The sequence below is a fragment of the Pseudogracilibacillus sp. SO30301A genome, from assembly GCF_037072025.1.
GTDB lineage: Bacteria > Bacillota > Bacilli > Bacillales > Amphibacillaceae > Pseudogracilibacillus.
In genome coordinates, this window is the sequence record NZ_JAXHDD010000001.1 from 338,942 (window position 1) to 352,867 (window position 13,926).

At 35.1% G+C, this 13,926-nt stretch carries 14 protein-coding genes; 4 read left to right on the forward strand and 10 right to left on the reverse strand.

The window, feature by feature from the left end:
• Positions 1–2 precede the first annotated feature (2 nt).
• Positions 3–158: a hypothetical protein gene (locus SPD89_RS01670; protein WP_336260233.1), complete on the forward strand. Its 156-nt coding sequence runs from the start codon at positions 3–5 to the stop codon at positions 156–158.
• Between the two features lie 257 nt (positions 159–415).
• On the opposite strand, the gene SPD89_RS01675 is transcribed toward SPD89_RS01670, so the two are convergent.
• The 5 genes from SPD89_RS01675 to spxA all read right to left on the reverse strand — a co-directional run bounded on the left by SPD89_RS01675 (position 416) and on the right by spxA (position 6,323).
• Positions 416–1,396 (reverse strand): zinc-binding dehydrogenase, encoded by a 981-nt coding sequence (locus SPD89_RS01675; RefSeq protein ID WP_336260207.1) that lies wholly within the window; start codon positions 1,394–1,396, stop codon positions 416–418.
• A gap of 317 nt (positions 1,397–1,713) precedes the next feature.
• Positions 1,714–3,528: an oligoendopeptidase F gene (gene pepF, locus SPD89_RS01680; RefSeq protein ID WP_336260208.1), complete on the reverse strand. Its 1,815-nt coding sequence runs from the start codon at positions 3,526–3,528 to the stop codon at positions 1,714–1,716.
• A gap of 58 nt (positions 3,529–3,586) precedes the next feature.
• Positions 3,587–4,741: a competence protein CoiA gene (locus tag SPD89_RS01685; RefSeq protein WP_336260209.1), complete on the reverse strand. Its 1,155-nt coding sequence runs from the start codon at positions 4,739–4,741 to the stop codon at positions 3,587–3,589.
• A 137-nt stretch (positions 4,742–4,878) separates the two neighbouring features.
• The gene (gene mecA / locus SPD89_RS01690; RefSeq protein ID WP_336260210.1) at positions 4,879–5,565 is read right to left on the reverse strand and encodes an adaptor protein MecA; all 687 of its coding nucleotides are present in this window, start codon (positions 5,563–5,565) and stop codon (positions 4,879–4,881) included.
• 362 nt (positions 5,566–5,927) lie between these two features.
• Positions 5,928–6,323 carry a transcriptional regulator SpxA gene (gene spxA / locus SPD89_RS01695; protein WP_336260211.1) on the reverse strand — a complete coding sequence of 132 codons (396 nt, stop codon included), beginning with the start codon at positions 6,321–6,323 and terminating at the stop codon, positions 5,928–5,930.
• Positions 6,324–6,981: 658 nt separating this feature from the next.
• Here spxA and trpS point away from each other — a divergent pair.
• Entirely contained in the window at positions 6,982–7,962 is a 981-nt protein-coding gene (gene trpS / locus SPD89_RS01700; RefSeq protein WP_336260212.1) for a tryptophan--tRNA ligase, read from the forward strand.
• Between the two features lie 71 nt (positions 7,963–8,033).
• On the opposite strand, the gene SPD89_RS01705 is transcribed toward trpS, so the two are convergent.
• The 4 genes from SPD89_RS01705 to SPD89_RS01720 form a co-directional block, all read right to left on the reverse strand.
• Entirely contained in the window at positions 8,034–8,792 is a 759-nt protein-coding gene (locus SPD89_RS01705) for a DUF3603 family protein (protein ID WP_336260213.1), read from the reverse strand.
• Positions 8,793–8,874: 82 nt separating this feature from the next.
• Positions 8,875–9,081 (reverse strand): hypothetical protein, encoded by a 207-nt coding sequence (locus SPD89_RS01710; protein ID WP_336260214.1) that lies wholly within the window; start codon positions 9,079–9,081, stop codon positions 8,875–8,877.
• A gap of 598 nt (positions 9,082–9,679) precedes the next feature.
• The gene (fabF, locus tag SPD89_RS01715) at positions 9,680–10,921 is read right to left on the reverse strand and encodes a beta-ketoacyl-ACP synthase II (protein WP_336260216.1); all 1,242 of its coding nucleotides are present in this window, start codon (positions 10,919–10,921) and stop codon (positions 9,680–9,682) included.
• Positions 10,922–11,011: 90 nt separating this feature from the next.
• Positions 11,012–11,950, reverse strand: coding sequence for a beta-ketoacyl-ACP synthase III (locus SPD89_RS01720; RefSeq protein WP_336260217.1), 939 nt, complete (start codon positions 11,948–11,950; stop codon positions 11,012–11,014).
• 285 nt (positions 11,951–12,235) lie between these two features.
• Between SPD89_RS01720 and SPD89_RS01725 the strand changes: the two genes are divergently transcribed.
• Positions 12,236–12,412, forward strand: a complete 177-nt coding sequence (locus SPD89_RS01725; RefSeq protein ID WP_336260218.1) for a DUF2929 family protein — start codon at positions 12,236–12,238, stop codon at positions 12,410–12,412.
• Positions 12,413–12,477: 65 nt separating this feature from the next.
• On the opposite strand, the gene SPD89_RS01730 is transcribed toward SPD89_RS01725, so the two are convergent.
• A complete protein-coding gene (locus SPD89_RS01730) occupies positions 12,478–12,804 on the reverse strand; it encodes a hypothetical protein (protein ID WP_336260219.1) in 327 nt (108 codons plus the stop codon).
• A 146-nt stretch (positions 12,805–12,950) separates the two neighbouring features.
• On the opposite strand from SPD89_RS01730, the gene SPD89_RS01735 reads away from it, so the two are divergent.
• Positions 12,951–13,778, forward strand: a complete 828-nt coding sequence (locus SPD89_RS01735; protein WP_336260220.1) for an undecaprenyl-diphosphate phosphatase — start codon at positions 12,951–12,953, stop codon at positions 13,776–13,778.
• Positions 13,779–13,926: the final 148 nt, after the last annotated feature.

A 13,926-nucleotide genomic window follows, 5' to 3' on the forward strand; every position in this document is an offset into this window, starting at 1 on the left:
CGATGTTGTGGGATTTATTTATGGAAAGTATTACGGATAAGTTACGTGTGTTTTGTACGATTTTAGCATTTATAATTCCTTATGCGATATACAAAATTAATAATCGCTTACATGAATATGGAGATCCGCCTTGGAAAAAAGATCAGGTGGAGGAATGAATAAGGGGCAGCGTATGCCCCTTATTATTTTTCAGCCAGTAGATTTACAACTTCCGCCGCGGTCTGCGCAAAAGTTACGCAATTGTGCGAAAAGTTATGCAACCGAAATAATTCAGCGCCGAACGCCAAAATTCGGGTGTTTTGAACTTTCAAATCAGCGATTCGGGCAAAAATTCAGTGCATATACAATTCAGCGATTTTCAATAATTCAACGAATATCCTCGCAAAATTTACAATCTTTCTTCGCATTCATGCTCTTATGAAATTTTGATAGCAATTTTTCCAAACTGACTATTTACTTCAAGAAAATCGAAGGCATCTTGTATGTCTTCCAATTTAAATGTATGTCCAACAACGGGTTTGATTTTCTCTTTTTCCATCAATGCAATTAACTCCCTTAACTCTTCCCTGCTCCCCATGGTGGAGCCGAATAATTGATATTGACTATAGAAAAAATCTCGTAAATTAAAATCAACTGTATCTTCAGTTGTCGCTCCGAAAATGACAATACGTCCGCCTTGTTTTAACACTTGGAGCGATTTGTTAAATGTCGCCCTACCAATACTGTCAATAACTAGGTCAATCGTTTCGTCTGCGAGTTCTTTTTTCCAGTCGCTATTCGTATCGATAGCAAGATCGGCACCAATTTTTAAGGCTTGTTCTCTTTTTTCTGCACTACGTGACGTAACAATCACTCGAGCACCAAGAGCTTTAGCAAATTGAATAATGTAAGTTGCCACACCACTTCCCGCACCAGGGATAAATACAGTCTGTCCTTTTTGAACATTTCCTTTTGTAACGAGTGCACGGTAGCCTGTTAGTGCTGCAAGTGCCAGCACTCCTGCTTCTTCCCAAGAAAGGTAATCCGGCTTCTTTTCAACTTGCTTAGCGGAGATGGCGATTTTTTCTGCTAGGGTTCCGTCATCTGGCATTCCTAAAATATCGAAACCTTCTGGGGGAGCATCGCTATTTTTATCCCATCGTAACGCTGGATTAATAATTACTTCATCGCCAACCGATAGATGCTCTACTCCCTCTCCTACATCTTCCACCACACCTGCTCCATCTGAGCCAAGTACTAAAGCTTCTTCTTTATTCCCCCAACGGTTTTTTATGTATAAATCTCGTCTGTTAAGTCCTGCCACTTTTAGGGAAACAACAACTTCCCCTTTTCCCACTTTTGGTTCTGGCACATCTCTTAGTTTTAATTCACCTTGTTCGAGTACAAATGCTTTCATGAAAAATCAATCCCTTCTATTTTTCTATTAAATATTGAGAAAATTTTTCTAATTGTTGCATATTTATTATATCATGTGAGAAGAATGGGACGAAAATTAATTGTTTATCTGAAAAATCATCGGTAAATTTTTCTAGATACTAAGTGGTAAATAAAGATGCTAAGTCGCTCCTACAACACGCTAAGTGGATGAAAAAGATGGGCGTAGCTCCTACAACATGCTGAGTGGCAAATTCATCTTCTATTCTAGTTATTGGTATATTTCGATCATAAAGGAAAAACCGCACAATATTATTGCACTGTGCGGTTTTTGAAAATTTAGTTTTTCAAAATTAATTTTTCAAATTCATTTAATTTTTCCTCAAATACATCGAGTGCCTCTAAAATCGGTTGTTTTGATGTCATGTCTACGCCGGCTTTTTTCAATACTTCAATTGGAAAATCACTGCTTCCGGCCTTTAAATAATTAATATACCTTTCAACAGCTGCATCCTTTTCTGACATGATTTGACTGGCAAGAGATGTTGCTGCAGAGTAACCAGTTGCGTATTGATAGACATAATAATTGTAGTAGAAATGAGGGATTCTTGCCCACTCAAGTCCAATTTGTTCATCGACATTTACATGTTTACCGAAATATTTTTTGTTTAAATTGTAGTAAATTTCCGTAAAGCTATCTGCAGTTAATGGTTCTCCGTTTTGCGATCGTACGTGAATATCATGTTCAAATTCAGCAAACATCGTCTGACGGAAAACCGTTCCACGGAAACCTTCTAGAAAATGATTTAAAATATACAGTCGTTGTATTTCATCATCTAAAGACTTTAATAAATATTCATTTAATAATGCTTCGTTACATGTTGATGCTACTTCCGCTACAAAAATAGAGTAATTCCCGTAACGGTATGGTTGATTTTTTCTCGTATAATAACTATGCAATGAATGGCCTAATTCATGTGTCAATGTGTATAGATCATTTACTTTGTCTTGCCAATTTAACAAAATAAACGGATTCGTTCCATAAGAACCTGATGAGTACGCCCCACTTCTCTTCCCTTTATTTTCAACGACATCAATCCAACGACTCTCAAATCCTTCTTTTATAATATTCGTATATTCCTCACCAAGTGGGGCTAAACTTTTTAACACATAATCTTGTGCCTCATCATACGTAATTTTCATATCAACACCTTCAACGAGTGGCACATATAAATCATACATATGAAGATCATCTAGCCCGAGTACCTTTTTACGCAGTTCTGTATAGCGGTGAAGCAGCGGCAATTTTTCATTAACGGCTTCAACTAAATTATCATAAACAGTTTCTGGAATATTATTTGTGTCCAGTGCGGAATGTCTCGCTGAACGATAATTCCGTACTTTGGCATAAAAATTATCCTTTTTTACGTTTCCATTCAGTGTTGTTGCAAATGTATTTTTAAAACTTCCGAATGTATCATACATCGCTTCAAAAGCTGCTTTTCGTACATCCCGATCTTTTGACTCTAAAAACCGAAGATATCGTCCATGCGTTAGCTCAACTTCTTCCCCATTTTCATTTATAATGAGTGGGAATTTTAAGTCTGCATTATTTAGCATTCCAAATGTTTGGGAAGGTGTTTGCAGTGCCTCAGAAGCTTCAGATAAAAGCACTTCTTCTTTTTCACTTAAAATATGCTCTTTCTGCCTAATAATTTCATCTAATGTCTTTTTATAATCGTTTAATTCTTTTTTCTCGTTTAGAAAGTCTTTTATTTTCGTCTCATCAATTTTTAAAATTTCTGGAACGATATAACTCATATTACTAGATGCTAGTGTTAAAATACTTTCTGCTTTTTGATTCATCGCTTGATAAAATGCATTCGTTGTATCCTCATCATATTTCATATTTGAATATGTATAAAGTTTTCCAAGCCGTTCGGAAATTTCATCTTGGAATCGAAACATATTATAAAGATTGTCAGCAGATTCACTCAATGTACCTTGAAAATCCTTAATTTTAGGAATTTCTTTATTTAGGGTTTCGAATTCTGCTTCCCATTTCTCATCTGTTTCAAAAATAGTGGCTAAATCCCATGTTAATTCTACCGGGACTTCCTCACGCTTAGGAATTTCTTTCGTCATCTCAGTCATCTTAACATTCCTCCTTAATTTTTCGACCCATTCTTTATTATAGTAAATTATTTAAAATTCATTCCCATTCTCTCATCCCATTATACATGAAAGCCTTTAAAAGTTCATCGTCTCCTTTTAAAGCTTCTTCAATATGATGGTAAAAGAGTATCGATGAGGTTTTAACAAAATGATCTGTAGAAATTGGACGAACAATATTTACATGAGATAACTGCGCTAAATATTCTTGAATTGGGCTTTTTTGTTTGAACTGAAAATGTCGATCAAACTGCTGAGCTTGTCGTAAGGAAAATGTGTTCCCAACTTTAAGCGGGTGCAAAAAATCAATTATAAAGCGACTTTGCCAATTCCATGTAGGAAAGGTCATTTGATGTTGGGAGCGAATCGGTAAATGAACAATGGATGGAAGATGTTGAGGCGTGATGTTTTTTTCATAAAGCCACTTGCGCCAAGCTAATTCTTTCCCGTAAACCCGAGAAGTTGACAGTCGAAATTTTCTTTTTTCTTTTCGCCAAAGTTTACATAGTTGAGCTGAGGAAAAGTGGGACTTGGAAAAAAGCTCGGAAAAGGTAATTTGCCAAAGTGGCTTGAACCTAAACTGAGCTAGTGCTCGATTTCCGCTTGTCATAATTAAATCATTCAAAATTGATAATATTTTTCTCTGTGGGCAAAAATAAAACAATGTCGTTGGAAGTGTAGGAGAAAATTGTCGAATGAACGTTGAGGTAAAAACATTTATTTTCAGATGGTTTTTGGAAGTTCGGTGGAATTGATTTCCGCCTAAAATCCAGATCGGTACAATATTTGCTTTTTCATACCCTTTATTTCTTTTTTCTATGTGATTTATTGGGATCTCTGCACATTGATATTCGATGGCGATCCTTCGTTTTCTCGTGTAAATTAATAAATCTGGACGCTGATTTATTTCAGATATATACGTCTCTAGCTCTGCTCTAATTCCTTGATTTGTTAACCACTCATATAATAATAATTTTCCTTGCTGATGATATGCACCTTCCCCGCCGTTAACAGAACAGTTGGAAGCATTTTTATGGGCGAAATGCGGAATCACTTTTGATCCTGCTCTTACAATGACAGTCTCCTTACATTCTGGACAGTAAAACTGCTCTTTTTTTCGTAAAAATTCAATCTGTTCGTTTGTGTGAATTGCCAATGTTACAAATTTTCCTTTTTTCGTTACCGCTCGAAGCACGAGTATGATCACATCCCTTTGTATAATATTTTCATGAATTACCCATATAATATATATTTCGACAGATTTGCCTAAAATCCTGCAAAAAAATCAAAATAAAAAGACATTCTTTTTATCGAATGTCTTAATTTTTTTATTTAACCGATGTCTGCTGAAAAATACTCTTTCATTTGTGAGAATACATTTTCACTCATAATCATTTTTCCATATTCATCTAAAACATGATACGTAATATCTGATTCAGTACTATATTCTAACACTTGGCTTAAAATATCCTCTTGGTATTCGAAAAGATCAGGTGAAATTTCAATGTACAAATAGTAATTATCTTGATAATGGTAAAGTGCAGTGACTAAATCCTCTGTGAATTCACCTTGGAAATAGTGGCTTAACTGGATTACATCTTCTAATTCATTAAAGTGGGCTGTCATCCATAAGCTTGAATCATCATCAATTTCGTCTTCATCATCATCATCTTTTTTGCCTAATTTTTCTTCCAATAAACCTTTGGCCTTTTCATTAATTGTTATATCAAATGTATCATCAATTTCATCAATAGAATCAATCGGAGTTCCACCTTTAGAAATTTGTGCTTTTGTTACGATAATTTCAAGTCCTTTTTCTAATGCTTGCACTTGTATCCATAGGGGACCTTCTACTGAAAAGTCTTCTTTGTAGTTAACCTCATCCATCATTTGCCAAAATAGTTGTTCACTACGTTCACGATTATACCATATTTCTTCTCGTTCGAATCCACGATCCTCAATATCTACATAAGAGATATAGAATTTAACCGTATTTTCATTAATTCTTTCTATTTCCATTCAATACCTCTCCCTTCTATTAGAATAACTAAAGACTTGTTAAGCACCTTAAAAGAATGAGGTGGAAGAGATTACTCCAATAGTACATAATATTCCCTTAAAACCATTGTATGTTATTTTAATTATTTTGAAAATATTATTGCCTAATTTATTCATGAATCTTAATATACTATTTTATCTTATTTTAATCAATATTTCACTACTTTATTTCCGACAAATGTTTAAAAATACTAGCTATAAGATTAGTTTGAGTAAATTTTTCAAAAATGTTAGAGAGGTGTTATAGCTTTTGGTTCTAAATGCAAAAATCGCAAACCAATAATAATTTTTCTGGTTTGCGATTTTTAAAAATAATTCAGGGGTTAGTTGACCATTTTTTGTGCTTCTTTTAGTTGAAATGTACGTACTGTTCTTGGTAAGAAGCGACGTATCTCATCTTCATTATATCCAACTTGTAGTCTTTTTTCGTCAAGTATAATTGGTCTGCGTAATAGACCCGGATTGTTTTGAATCAAATCAAACAGATCTTTTAAAGGCAGTTGGTCAATATTGACATCCAATTTTTGAAACACTTTTGATCTAGTTGAAATAATTTCATCTGTTCCATCCTCTGTCATTCGCAAAATCTCTTTGATCTCGTCCAATGATAGCGGTTCGGAAAAGATGTTTCGTTCCTTATAACCGATATTGTGTTCTTCTAACCATGCCTTTGCTTTACGGCAAGATGTACAACTTGGCGAGGTATAGAGTGTTACCATGTAACTTCACTCCTCATTTCTACTAAATATATCTTTATTGAACTTCTCATAAGATTTCTCTTCTGAGATTCCCAGGGGGCTCACTCCGTAGTCCTTACGGTGATAAAAGTACCGGCTAATTCACTTATTTATTAGCCAATCGTATGTGACAAACATCACAATACATCGTACTTTTAAGATGTTATTATGCAACAGACGCCTTATCCGAACGCCAGTTACATACGTAATCCCTAAAATGTTAAGGATTATTTTATTAAATAAGAATCAATTTAATTAAACTTTCATTATAAATTATACTATATTTGTCAAGCAAAAGGTAGAGCTTTTTGGAAAAAAATTGTCATCTATTTTGAAATGTCATAATTCTGTTACAAACTGTAGCTACATACATATAGACTAACCATTTGGTAATTTAACTAAACATTGATTTTCCAAAAAATATTCAAACAATTTTCTGACAAATATGGTAGTAATAGTCTTTCCAATCTCATGAAAAATAAACCTAATTTTGTCAAAAGTTGCAGGACAACTTATACTTTCACTTGCTTTCACCAATACCTTAGTATATCATTAAATAAGGATTATAGGAAGTATGTAAGGTGATTTTTTTTGATAAATCTATAAATTTAAAGCAGATGAACAATGGAGTGAATGGATTTTGAAAACGATATTTTCCGGCATACAGCCGAGTGGAACGTTGACGCTTGGAAATTACTTAGGTGCGATTCGGCAGTTCGTTCAATTGCAAAACGACAACAACTGCTTTTTTTGTATCGTTGATCAACATGCGATTACCGTTCCTCAAGACCCTAAACAATTAAAGCAAAATATTAAATCATTAGCTGCCTTATACATAGCGTCTGGCATTGATCCAGATAAAGCAACCTTATTTATCCAATCTGAAGTCCCTGCTCATTCTGAATTAGGATGGATGTTGCAGTCTCTTACTTACATGGGTGAATTGGAAAGAATGACTCAATTTAAAGATAAATCAGAAGGAAGAAGCGCAGTATCATCTGCGTTATTTACATATCCAACACTAATGGCAGCAGATATCTTACTTTATCAATCCCATCTTGTCCCTGTCGGTGATGACCAAACACAGCATCTGGAATTAACAAGAAATGTTGCGGAACGATTTAATAACCGTTTTGGAAACACATTCGTTATTCCGGAAATTAGCATCCCAAATGTAGGTGCCCGGATTATGTCTTTACAAGAACCGACTAAGAAAATGAGTAAATCTGATGAAAATACAAAAGGATTTATTTCGATGCTCGATACACCAAAACAAATGGAAAAGAAAATTAAAAGTGCCGTTACAGATTCGGACGGGATTGTAAAATTTGATACTGAAAACAAGCCTGGGGTTTCCAATCTACTTTCCATTTATGCTAGCTGCACCGGCGAATCAATTGGTGCGGTTGAAGCTCACTTTCGAAATAAACGTTATGGTGATTTAAAATCAGAAGTCGCTGAAGCTGTCATTAATACACTAGCACCAATTCAAGAAAAATATGAAGCTTTAATTAGCTCAACTGAACTTGATGAAATTTTAACAAAAGGTGCTGAAAAAGCAAAACAAGCTGCGAACAGAACGCTTCAAAAAGCAAAAAAGAAAATGGGATTACTTAGATAAATCTTCAAAGAATTTTTGAGAATATTTACAAATGAAAGAGAATCAGAAGGAAAAACTTCTGATTCTCTTTTTTAATGTAATTTATTTTTGTTTTCGACTTGTTCTAAATCCCAAAACTTTTCTAAAAATGGGTTTCCTTTTACAAGTTGCGAACAGAACTCTTCATGTGCTTCACTCCATCCTATCTTTACGTCATCATAAAGAGTCTGCCAAATTTCTTTAATACTAGCTTGGTGTGTCGTATATGTAAGTTGATTATTATCCCATTCTGATAACCAGTAAAGTATTTCATTCAGATTATCTGTTGTTTTTAACTGTTCCATAGCAATCATTAATAACTTTTTTAACTGTCTTTCTCTTCTTGTTAATCCTTGAACATATTTTTCATCCATTGCTGTTAATGACTCATTACGATCATTTTCTATTGGTGTAAAGGAAATATTTATTTGCTTAGCTTTTTTACATAACTCAAAAACTTGTTGTTCTTGTCTCGGAATTAGTCTACTTTTACGAACTGGAATCTGATATCCTATCGTATCAAAGGCCAAAATTCCTCTACCATCCGTTACAATACAAGCATAATCTAATATTTGCCTCGTATGTCCTTTTCGAATATAAGCACGTTTATGAATCATCTCTAATAACTCTTCAGGTAAATCATACAAACTATTTTCTATATAATCATAAAGACTTTCAGTTATATGTAATACGGGTACCTGTTCTAAAATTTCAATTTGGTCTGTCTTGCGCCACTCGTGATAGTGACATATATTATAACCCTCTTCTTCTCCTTCAAACCAATTCACCCAAACATCATATAAATACAACATGGTTATTCCCTCACTTTAAAATACTATTTATGTAACATTATGACCAGCATTACGTAAAAATATTCGAGTAAATGCCGAACTATTACATTTTTTCAGGGAATCGATGGATGGCAATAAGCATCATAATGAAACCAATCGGAAGGAAATAACATTCCACTCTTCCTTTGATAAACATGAAATAGTCAAACCAAGAAATTCCAGCGGGTAAGAAATTCATATAAGCGATGATGGTGACTCCACCAGAAACAGCTAGTCCAAAACCGATCAAAAATAACAGGAGATATCCCATATTCCCCACCTCATAACTCGTCCAATAACCTTATTTATTGAATATATATTCGATGGTTCGGTGAAATATGTGTATGGGAATAATAGAGGTGATGTGGTAATGTGTGCTTTAATAAGGACAGGAGAAAAACCAAATGTATGAGCGAACGTGAAAAAGACTTGCGGAACCGCTAATAGTGCGTGTTCAATAAGGAGGATAAAAAGGACCAAGAAGTTCGAGGCGGCGCAGCTCCCGGCAGCGGAATGTATGCATTTAAATACATGAGCAAAGATCTGGCACGCAGGAAAAGTGATCTTCTTTTCCAAGGAAACGCTTCTAGCACGCAGAAAAAGTGCTTTCCTTTTCAAGGAGCGGAAAAGCAAGCCAACGAAGAAATTCGCAGTGTCATTTTTACCGACTTTTTGAACATCCTCTAATAGATGAAAATGCTACCCAAGGGGGGTGCGAAAGCGTCTTACGTTAGCATAATTGATAAAAGTACGTGCACAAAGAAATGATTAAGGGGTAATAATCATTACCGTAATCGATGAATATACGTCAAATGAGGGATGATTAGAAAGATAAAAGCTTTATAATAAAAAACTGACCCTAATGAGGATCAGTTTTCATATTTTTTAAATACGAGACAAGCATTATGCCCGCCAAACCCGAAAGAATTACTCAATACTACATTGACAACTTGTTTTCTAGACTCGTTAGGAACATAGTCCAAATCACAATCTGGGTCAGGAGTTTCATAATTAATTGTGGCCGGTATAATGCCATCATCGATAGCTTTCACAGAAATTACTCCTTCTACTCCACCTGCTGCTCCCAGTAGATGACCAGTCATGGATTTTGTAGAAGATACTGCCAATTGTTTAGCATGCGCACCAAAAATATTTTTAATTGCTTGCGTTTCATACTTATCATTCATATCCGTGCTTGTTCCATGAGCGTTTATATAGTCAACTTCTTCCGGCTCTACATTAGCATCATTTATTGCCATTAGCATTGCACGAGCCGCTCCTTCGCCACCTTCAGCTGGTGCGGTAATATGGAATGCATCACCTGTTGAACCATACCCAACAATTTCTGCATAAATTTTAGCTCCTCGCTCTAACGCAGAATCTAAAGTTTCTAAAACTAAAATTCCAGCACCTTCGCCCATAACAAATCCATCACGATTTTTATCGAATGGGCGGCTCGCTGTTTTTGGATCTTCGTTAAACGTTAAAGCCTTCATTGCGGAGAACCCAGCAAAAGCCATATTTGTTATCGGTGATTCAGTTCCACCAGTTATTATATAGTCCACATCTCCTCGCTGTACCGCTTTAAATGCATCTCCAATTGAGTTTGCACCAGAGGCACAAGCCGTTACAGAACATGAGTTAATCCCTTTGGCACCAAGTTGAATAGAAACTTGTCCTGCTGCCATATCAGGGATTAGCATCGGAACAAAAAACGGACTTACTCGACGGTATCCTTTATCGATAAAACGTCTAAGTTGTTCCTCGTATGTGTCCATTCCACCAATTCCGCAACCGATCCAAACTCCAACACGTTCTGCATTGGATTCATCAATTGTTAAATCGGCATCTTCTACCGCCATTTTAGAAGCAGCAACTGCATATTGTGTAAATAAATCCATCTTTCTTGCATCTTTACGATCCATGAACTCTTTAGCATCAAAGTCCTTAATTTCACCTGCAACAGAAACAGGAAAATCTTCCTTATTTACACGAGTAATATAGTCTATTCCTGATTTATTTGCAACGATGTTTTCCCATAAAGATCTGGCATCATTTCCTAATGGAGTAACAGCTCCAATACCTGTTACTACTACTCTTCTCTTTTCCATGAAAAGCCTCCTTGCCTATTCCTTTCCATTCTCTTCTATTCTCATCTACTAAATAACTTACCATAGTTTACAATAATATGCTCTTTGAATTTACTTACCCCATTTTAGTGCAACAGCACCCCAAGTGAGACCGCCACCAAAGCCTACAAGTACAATAATATCATTGTCCTTAATTATTCCTTTGTTAACAGATTCTGATAATGCGATCGGGATAGAAGCAGATGAATTATTACCATAATTTTGCACTGTTTTTGCCATTCTATCTTCTGCAATGCCTAGTCGTTGTCTTGCCGCCTCCATAATACGAATATTTGCCTGGTGTGGTACTAAATAGTCAACATCCTCTTTATTTAATCCAGCCTTTTCAATAACGTTAACACAAGACTGTGGCATTTGCCGAACAGCGAACTTAAAAACTTCACGACCGTTCATTACTAAATGATTCGCTTCATTTTGATACAGTTCTTTCCCACCTGATCCGTCTGCACCAAGCTCAAAGGACAAAATTCCTTTACCTTCTGAAACTTTTCCTAAGACGACCGCTCCGGCACCGTCTCCAAGTAAAACACATGTATTACGGTCAGTCCAATCAATAATTTTAGATAATTTATCCACACCTACGATAAGAATTTTTTGATAGGCATTTGTTTTGATAAATTGCTGAGCAGTAATCATGCCATACATGAATCCTGCACAAGCTGCTCCAACATCCATCGCTGCAGCTTTAGTTGCACCAAGACGTTCTTGGATCATACATGATACAGAAGGAAACGGTGTATCTGGCGTTACTGTCGCAACAAGAATTAAGTCTAATTCTTCAGCTTTTACATTAGCATTTTCAAGTGCCCGCTCAGCAGCCATAAAAGCCATGTCCGATGAATCTTCATCATCTTTAGCAATTCTTCTTTCTTCTATACCTGTTCTAGAACGAATCCATTCATCTGTAGTATCAACAATTTTTTCAAGATCTTTATTTGTAACAATATTATCAGGTGCGTAATGTCCTGTTCCTAAAACTCCAACACCCATCTTGCCATCCCCTTTAATTTTATTAATAGCAAATGTTATGACTTGGTATAAACTTTAAGCTATTTTCCGTTCAGTTGCAAGAATAAAATACAATTTTTGATTAAAATTCACTCATAGGCTTATACATTCAGAGCCTGCGTCACCTCTAATTATGAATTATGTTTATGTACAAATTCCGAAAATTTCAGCACTAACCTAAAATCACTTTTAATTAAGGGATAGATTTGATAAAATATATGAGGATAATTAAAAAGAAATAATAGCGGCAAAATGAGGTGGAAACGAATGAGATTTATTATGACAATTATTTGGGCGCTACTCATTGGCGGTGCATTGGCTTATGTGCTTTCAAGCATGGGCGGAGAAACGTTTAATATAACTCAATCTATTATGTATTCTGCAGGTGTTTTTATTGCAATTTTACTAATAGATGGTGTGTTAACTACACAGGAACAAGAATAGTGTAATAAAAAACTAAAATACCCTTGCTATAAATGAGCAGGGGTATTTTTAATTTGTTTATGAAGTTAATACCAAGGTAAAAGACTTAATGCCGCAACAAATGCTAAGGGTATGATTAATCTTCTAAATCTCCTTGGGCGTCCGTATCCAAATCCATAACCCGGTCCACCGTAATATGGATACCTTCCAAATTGATTCGGTGCAGGATTGGGGTTCCCTTGATTCTGCATTTCATTTTGTTCAAGTGGCACTGCTACATATAAATTTTCCTCATCAACACCAGTAATAATTCCATCCGTTTTTAATCCATCAGTCGTTTCAATAAGTACATATGAATGCATATGCTCTTTACACATTTCATATATATCTTTATACGTTTGATTTTGATTCATGGCATATTCCTCCCTCACCATCTAGACTATTCAACTAGATGTGTGAAGGTTCCCTGCTTATACTGTTTTTTTCGCTAAACTTAGACGAGCTTAATTTTTGTCCGTACATATGTTATTTTTCCTTAAATAAGAAAGGTGGGCTTTTCTTGATAGATGAACTTATATATTTATTAAAATTTATTCTATTAGGTTTTGTACAAGGATTTACCGAACCGCTTCCCGTTTCCTCGAGCGGTCATATTGTCATAATTAAAGATTTGTTTAACGTCTTTACACCTGGGCTTTCTTTTGAAATTATCGTTCACTTCGGTTCACTTATCGCAATTATTATTATTTACCGCAAAGATTTGTTGGATTTGATATCAGATAGTTTAAAATATTTGATGAGTCGTGATGAACAATACAAAAACAGTTTCCTGTTCAGCATTTATTTACTGCTCGCAACGTTTATTACTGGAGTAATCGGCTTAGCAATTGAACAGTATATAAGTGAGGAACTGACGAAACCGTTTTTTGCTGGAGTTGCCCTTCTCGTTACTGGATTTTTCATATGGGTTATTCGAAATTTACACGGTCAAAAAGCAGATAAGGATCTATCGATAAAAGATGCAATTATTATTGGTCTCGCTCAAAGTGTTGCATTAATTCCTGGTATAAGTCGATCAGGTGCAACTGTTGTTGCAGCAATGTTACTAGGAATGAAACGTGAAACTGCTCTACGATTTTCTTTTCTATTATTCATTCCAGTAAGTGTTGGGATTAATATTTTATCTTTTAATGATATTATTAACGATGAACATTTTATGCCAAACCTTATTCCTTACACTGTCGCTTTTTTAACTTCACTCTTAGCGACCTATTATGCATTAAAAGTATTTATTCATGTCATGATTAAAGGAAAGTTAATTATCTTCAGTATTTATTGTTTTGTTGTTGGTACTACAGTGGTTTTTTATTATTTGCCTTTACATTAAACGACTGTTGATATTCAAACGAAAAACCTTGTTGTAACTTTATGACATAGTTGAAGGATACTGTGACGTAACTATTTAATCACCCTTAGGAAAGAATGACTCGTTCTCCAAGATGTCGAGTCGATTTCATACATGTCGAGTCATTTTC

Coding starts and splice junctions, on each gene's coding strand:
- mecA (WP_336260210.1), bottom strand. CDS start 5,565: ATGGAAATAGAAAGAATTAATGAAAATACGGTTAAATTCTATATCTCT.
- SPD89_RS01710 (WP_336260214.1), bottom strand. CDS start 9,081: ATGGGATATCTCCTGTTATTTTTGATCGGTTTTGGACTAGCTGTTTCT.
- spxA (WP_336260211.1), bottom strand. CDS start 6,323: ATGGTAACACTCTATACCTCGCCAAGTTGTACATCTTGCCGTAAAGCA.
- SPD89_RS01675 (WP_336260207.1), bottom strand. CDS start 1,396: ATGAAAGCATTTGTACTCGAACAAGGTGAATTAAAACTAAGAGATGTG.
- SPD89_RS01720 (WP_336260217.1), bottom strand. CDS start 11,950: ATGGGTGTTGGAGTTTTAGGAACAGGACATTACGCACCTGATAATATT.
- pepF (WP_336260208.1), bottom strand. CDS start 3,528: ATGACTGAGATGACGAAAGAAATTCCTAAGCGTGAGGAAGTCCCGGTA.
- SPD89_RS01730 (WP_336260219.1), bottom strand. CDS start 12,804: ATGAATCAAAATCAAACGTATAAAGATATATATGAAATGTGTAAAGAG.
- SPD89_RS01725 (WP_336260218.1), top strand. CDS start 12,236: ATGAGATTTATTATGACAATTATTTGGGCGCTACTCATTGGCGGTGCA.
- SPD89_RS01670 (WP_336260233.1), top strand. CDS start 3: ATGTTGTGGGATTTATTTATGGAAAGTATTACGGATAAGTTACGTGTG.
- SPD89_RS01705 (WP_336260213.1), bottom strand. CDS start 8,792: ATGTTGTATTTATATGATGTTTGGGTGAATTGGTTTGAAGGAGAAGAA.
- fabF (WP_336260216.1), bottom strand. CDS start 10,921: ATGGAAAAGAGAAGAGTAGTAGTAACAGGTATTGGAGCTGTTACTCCA.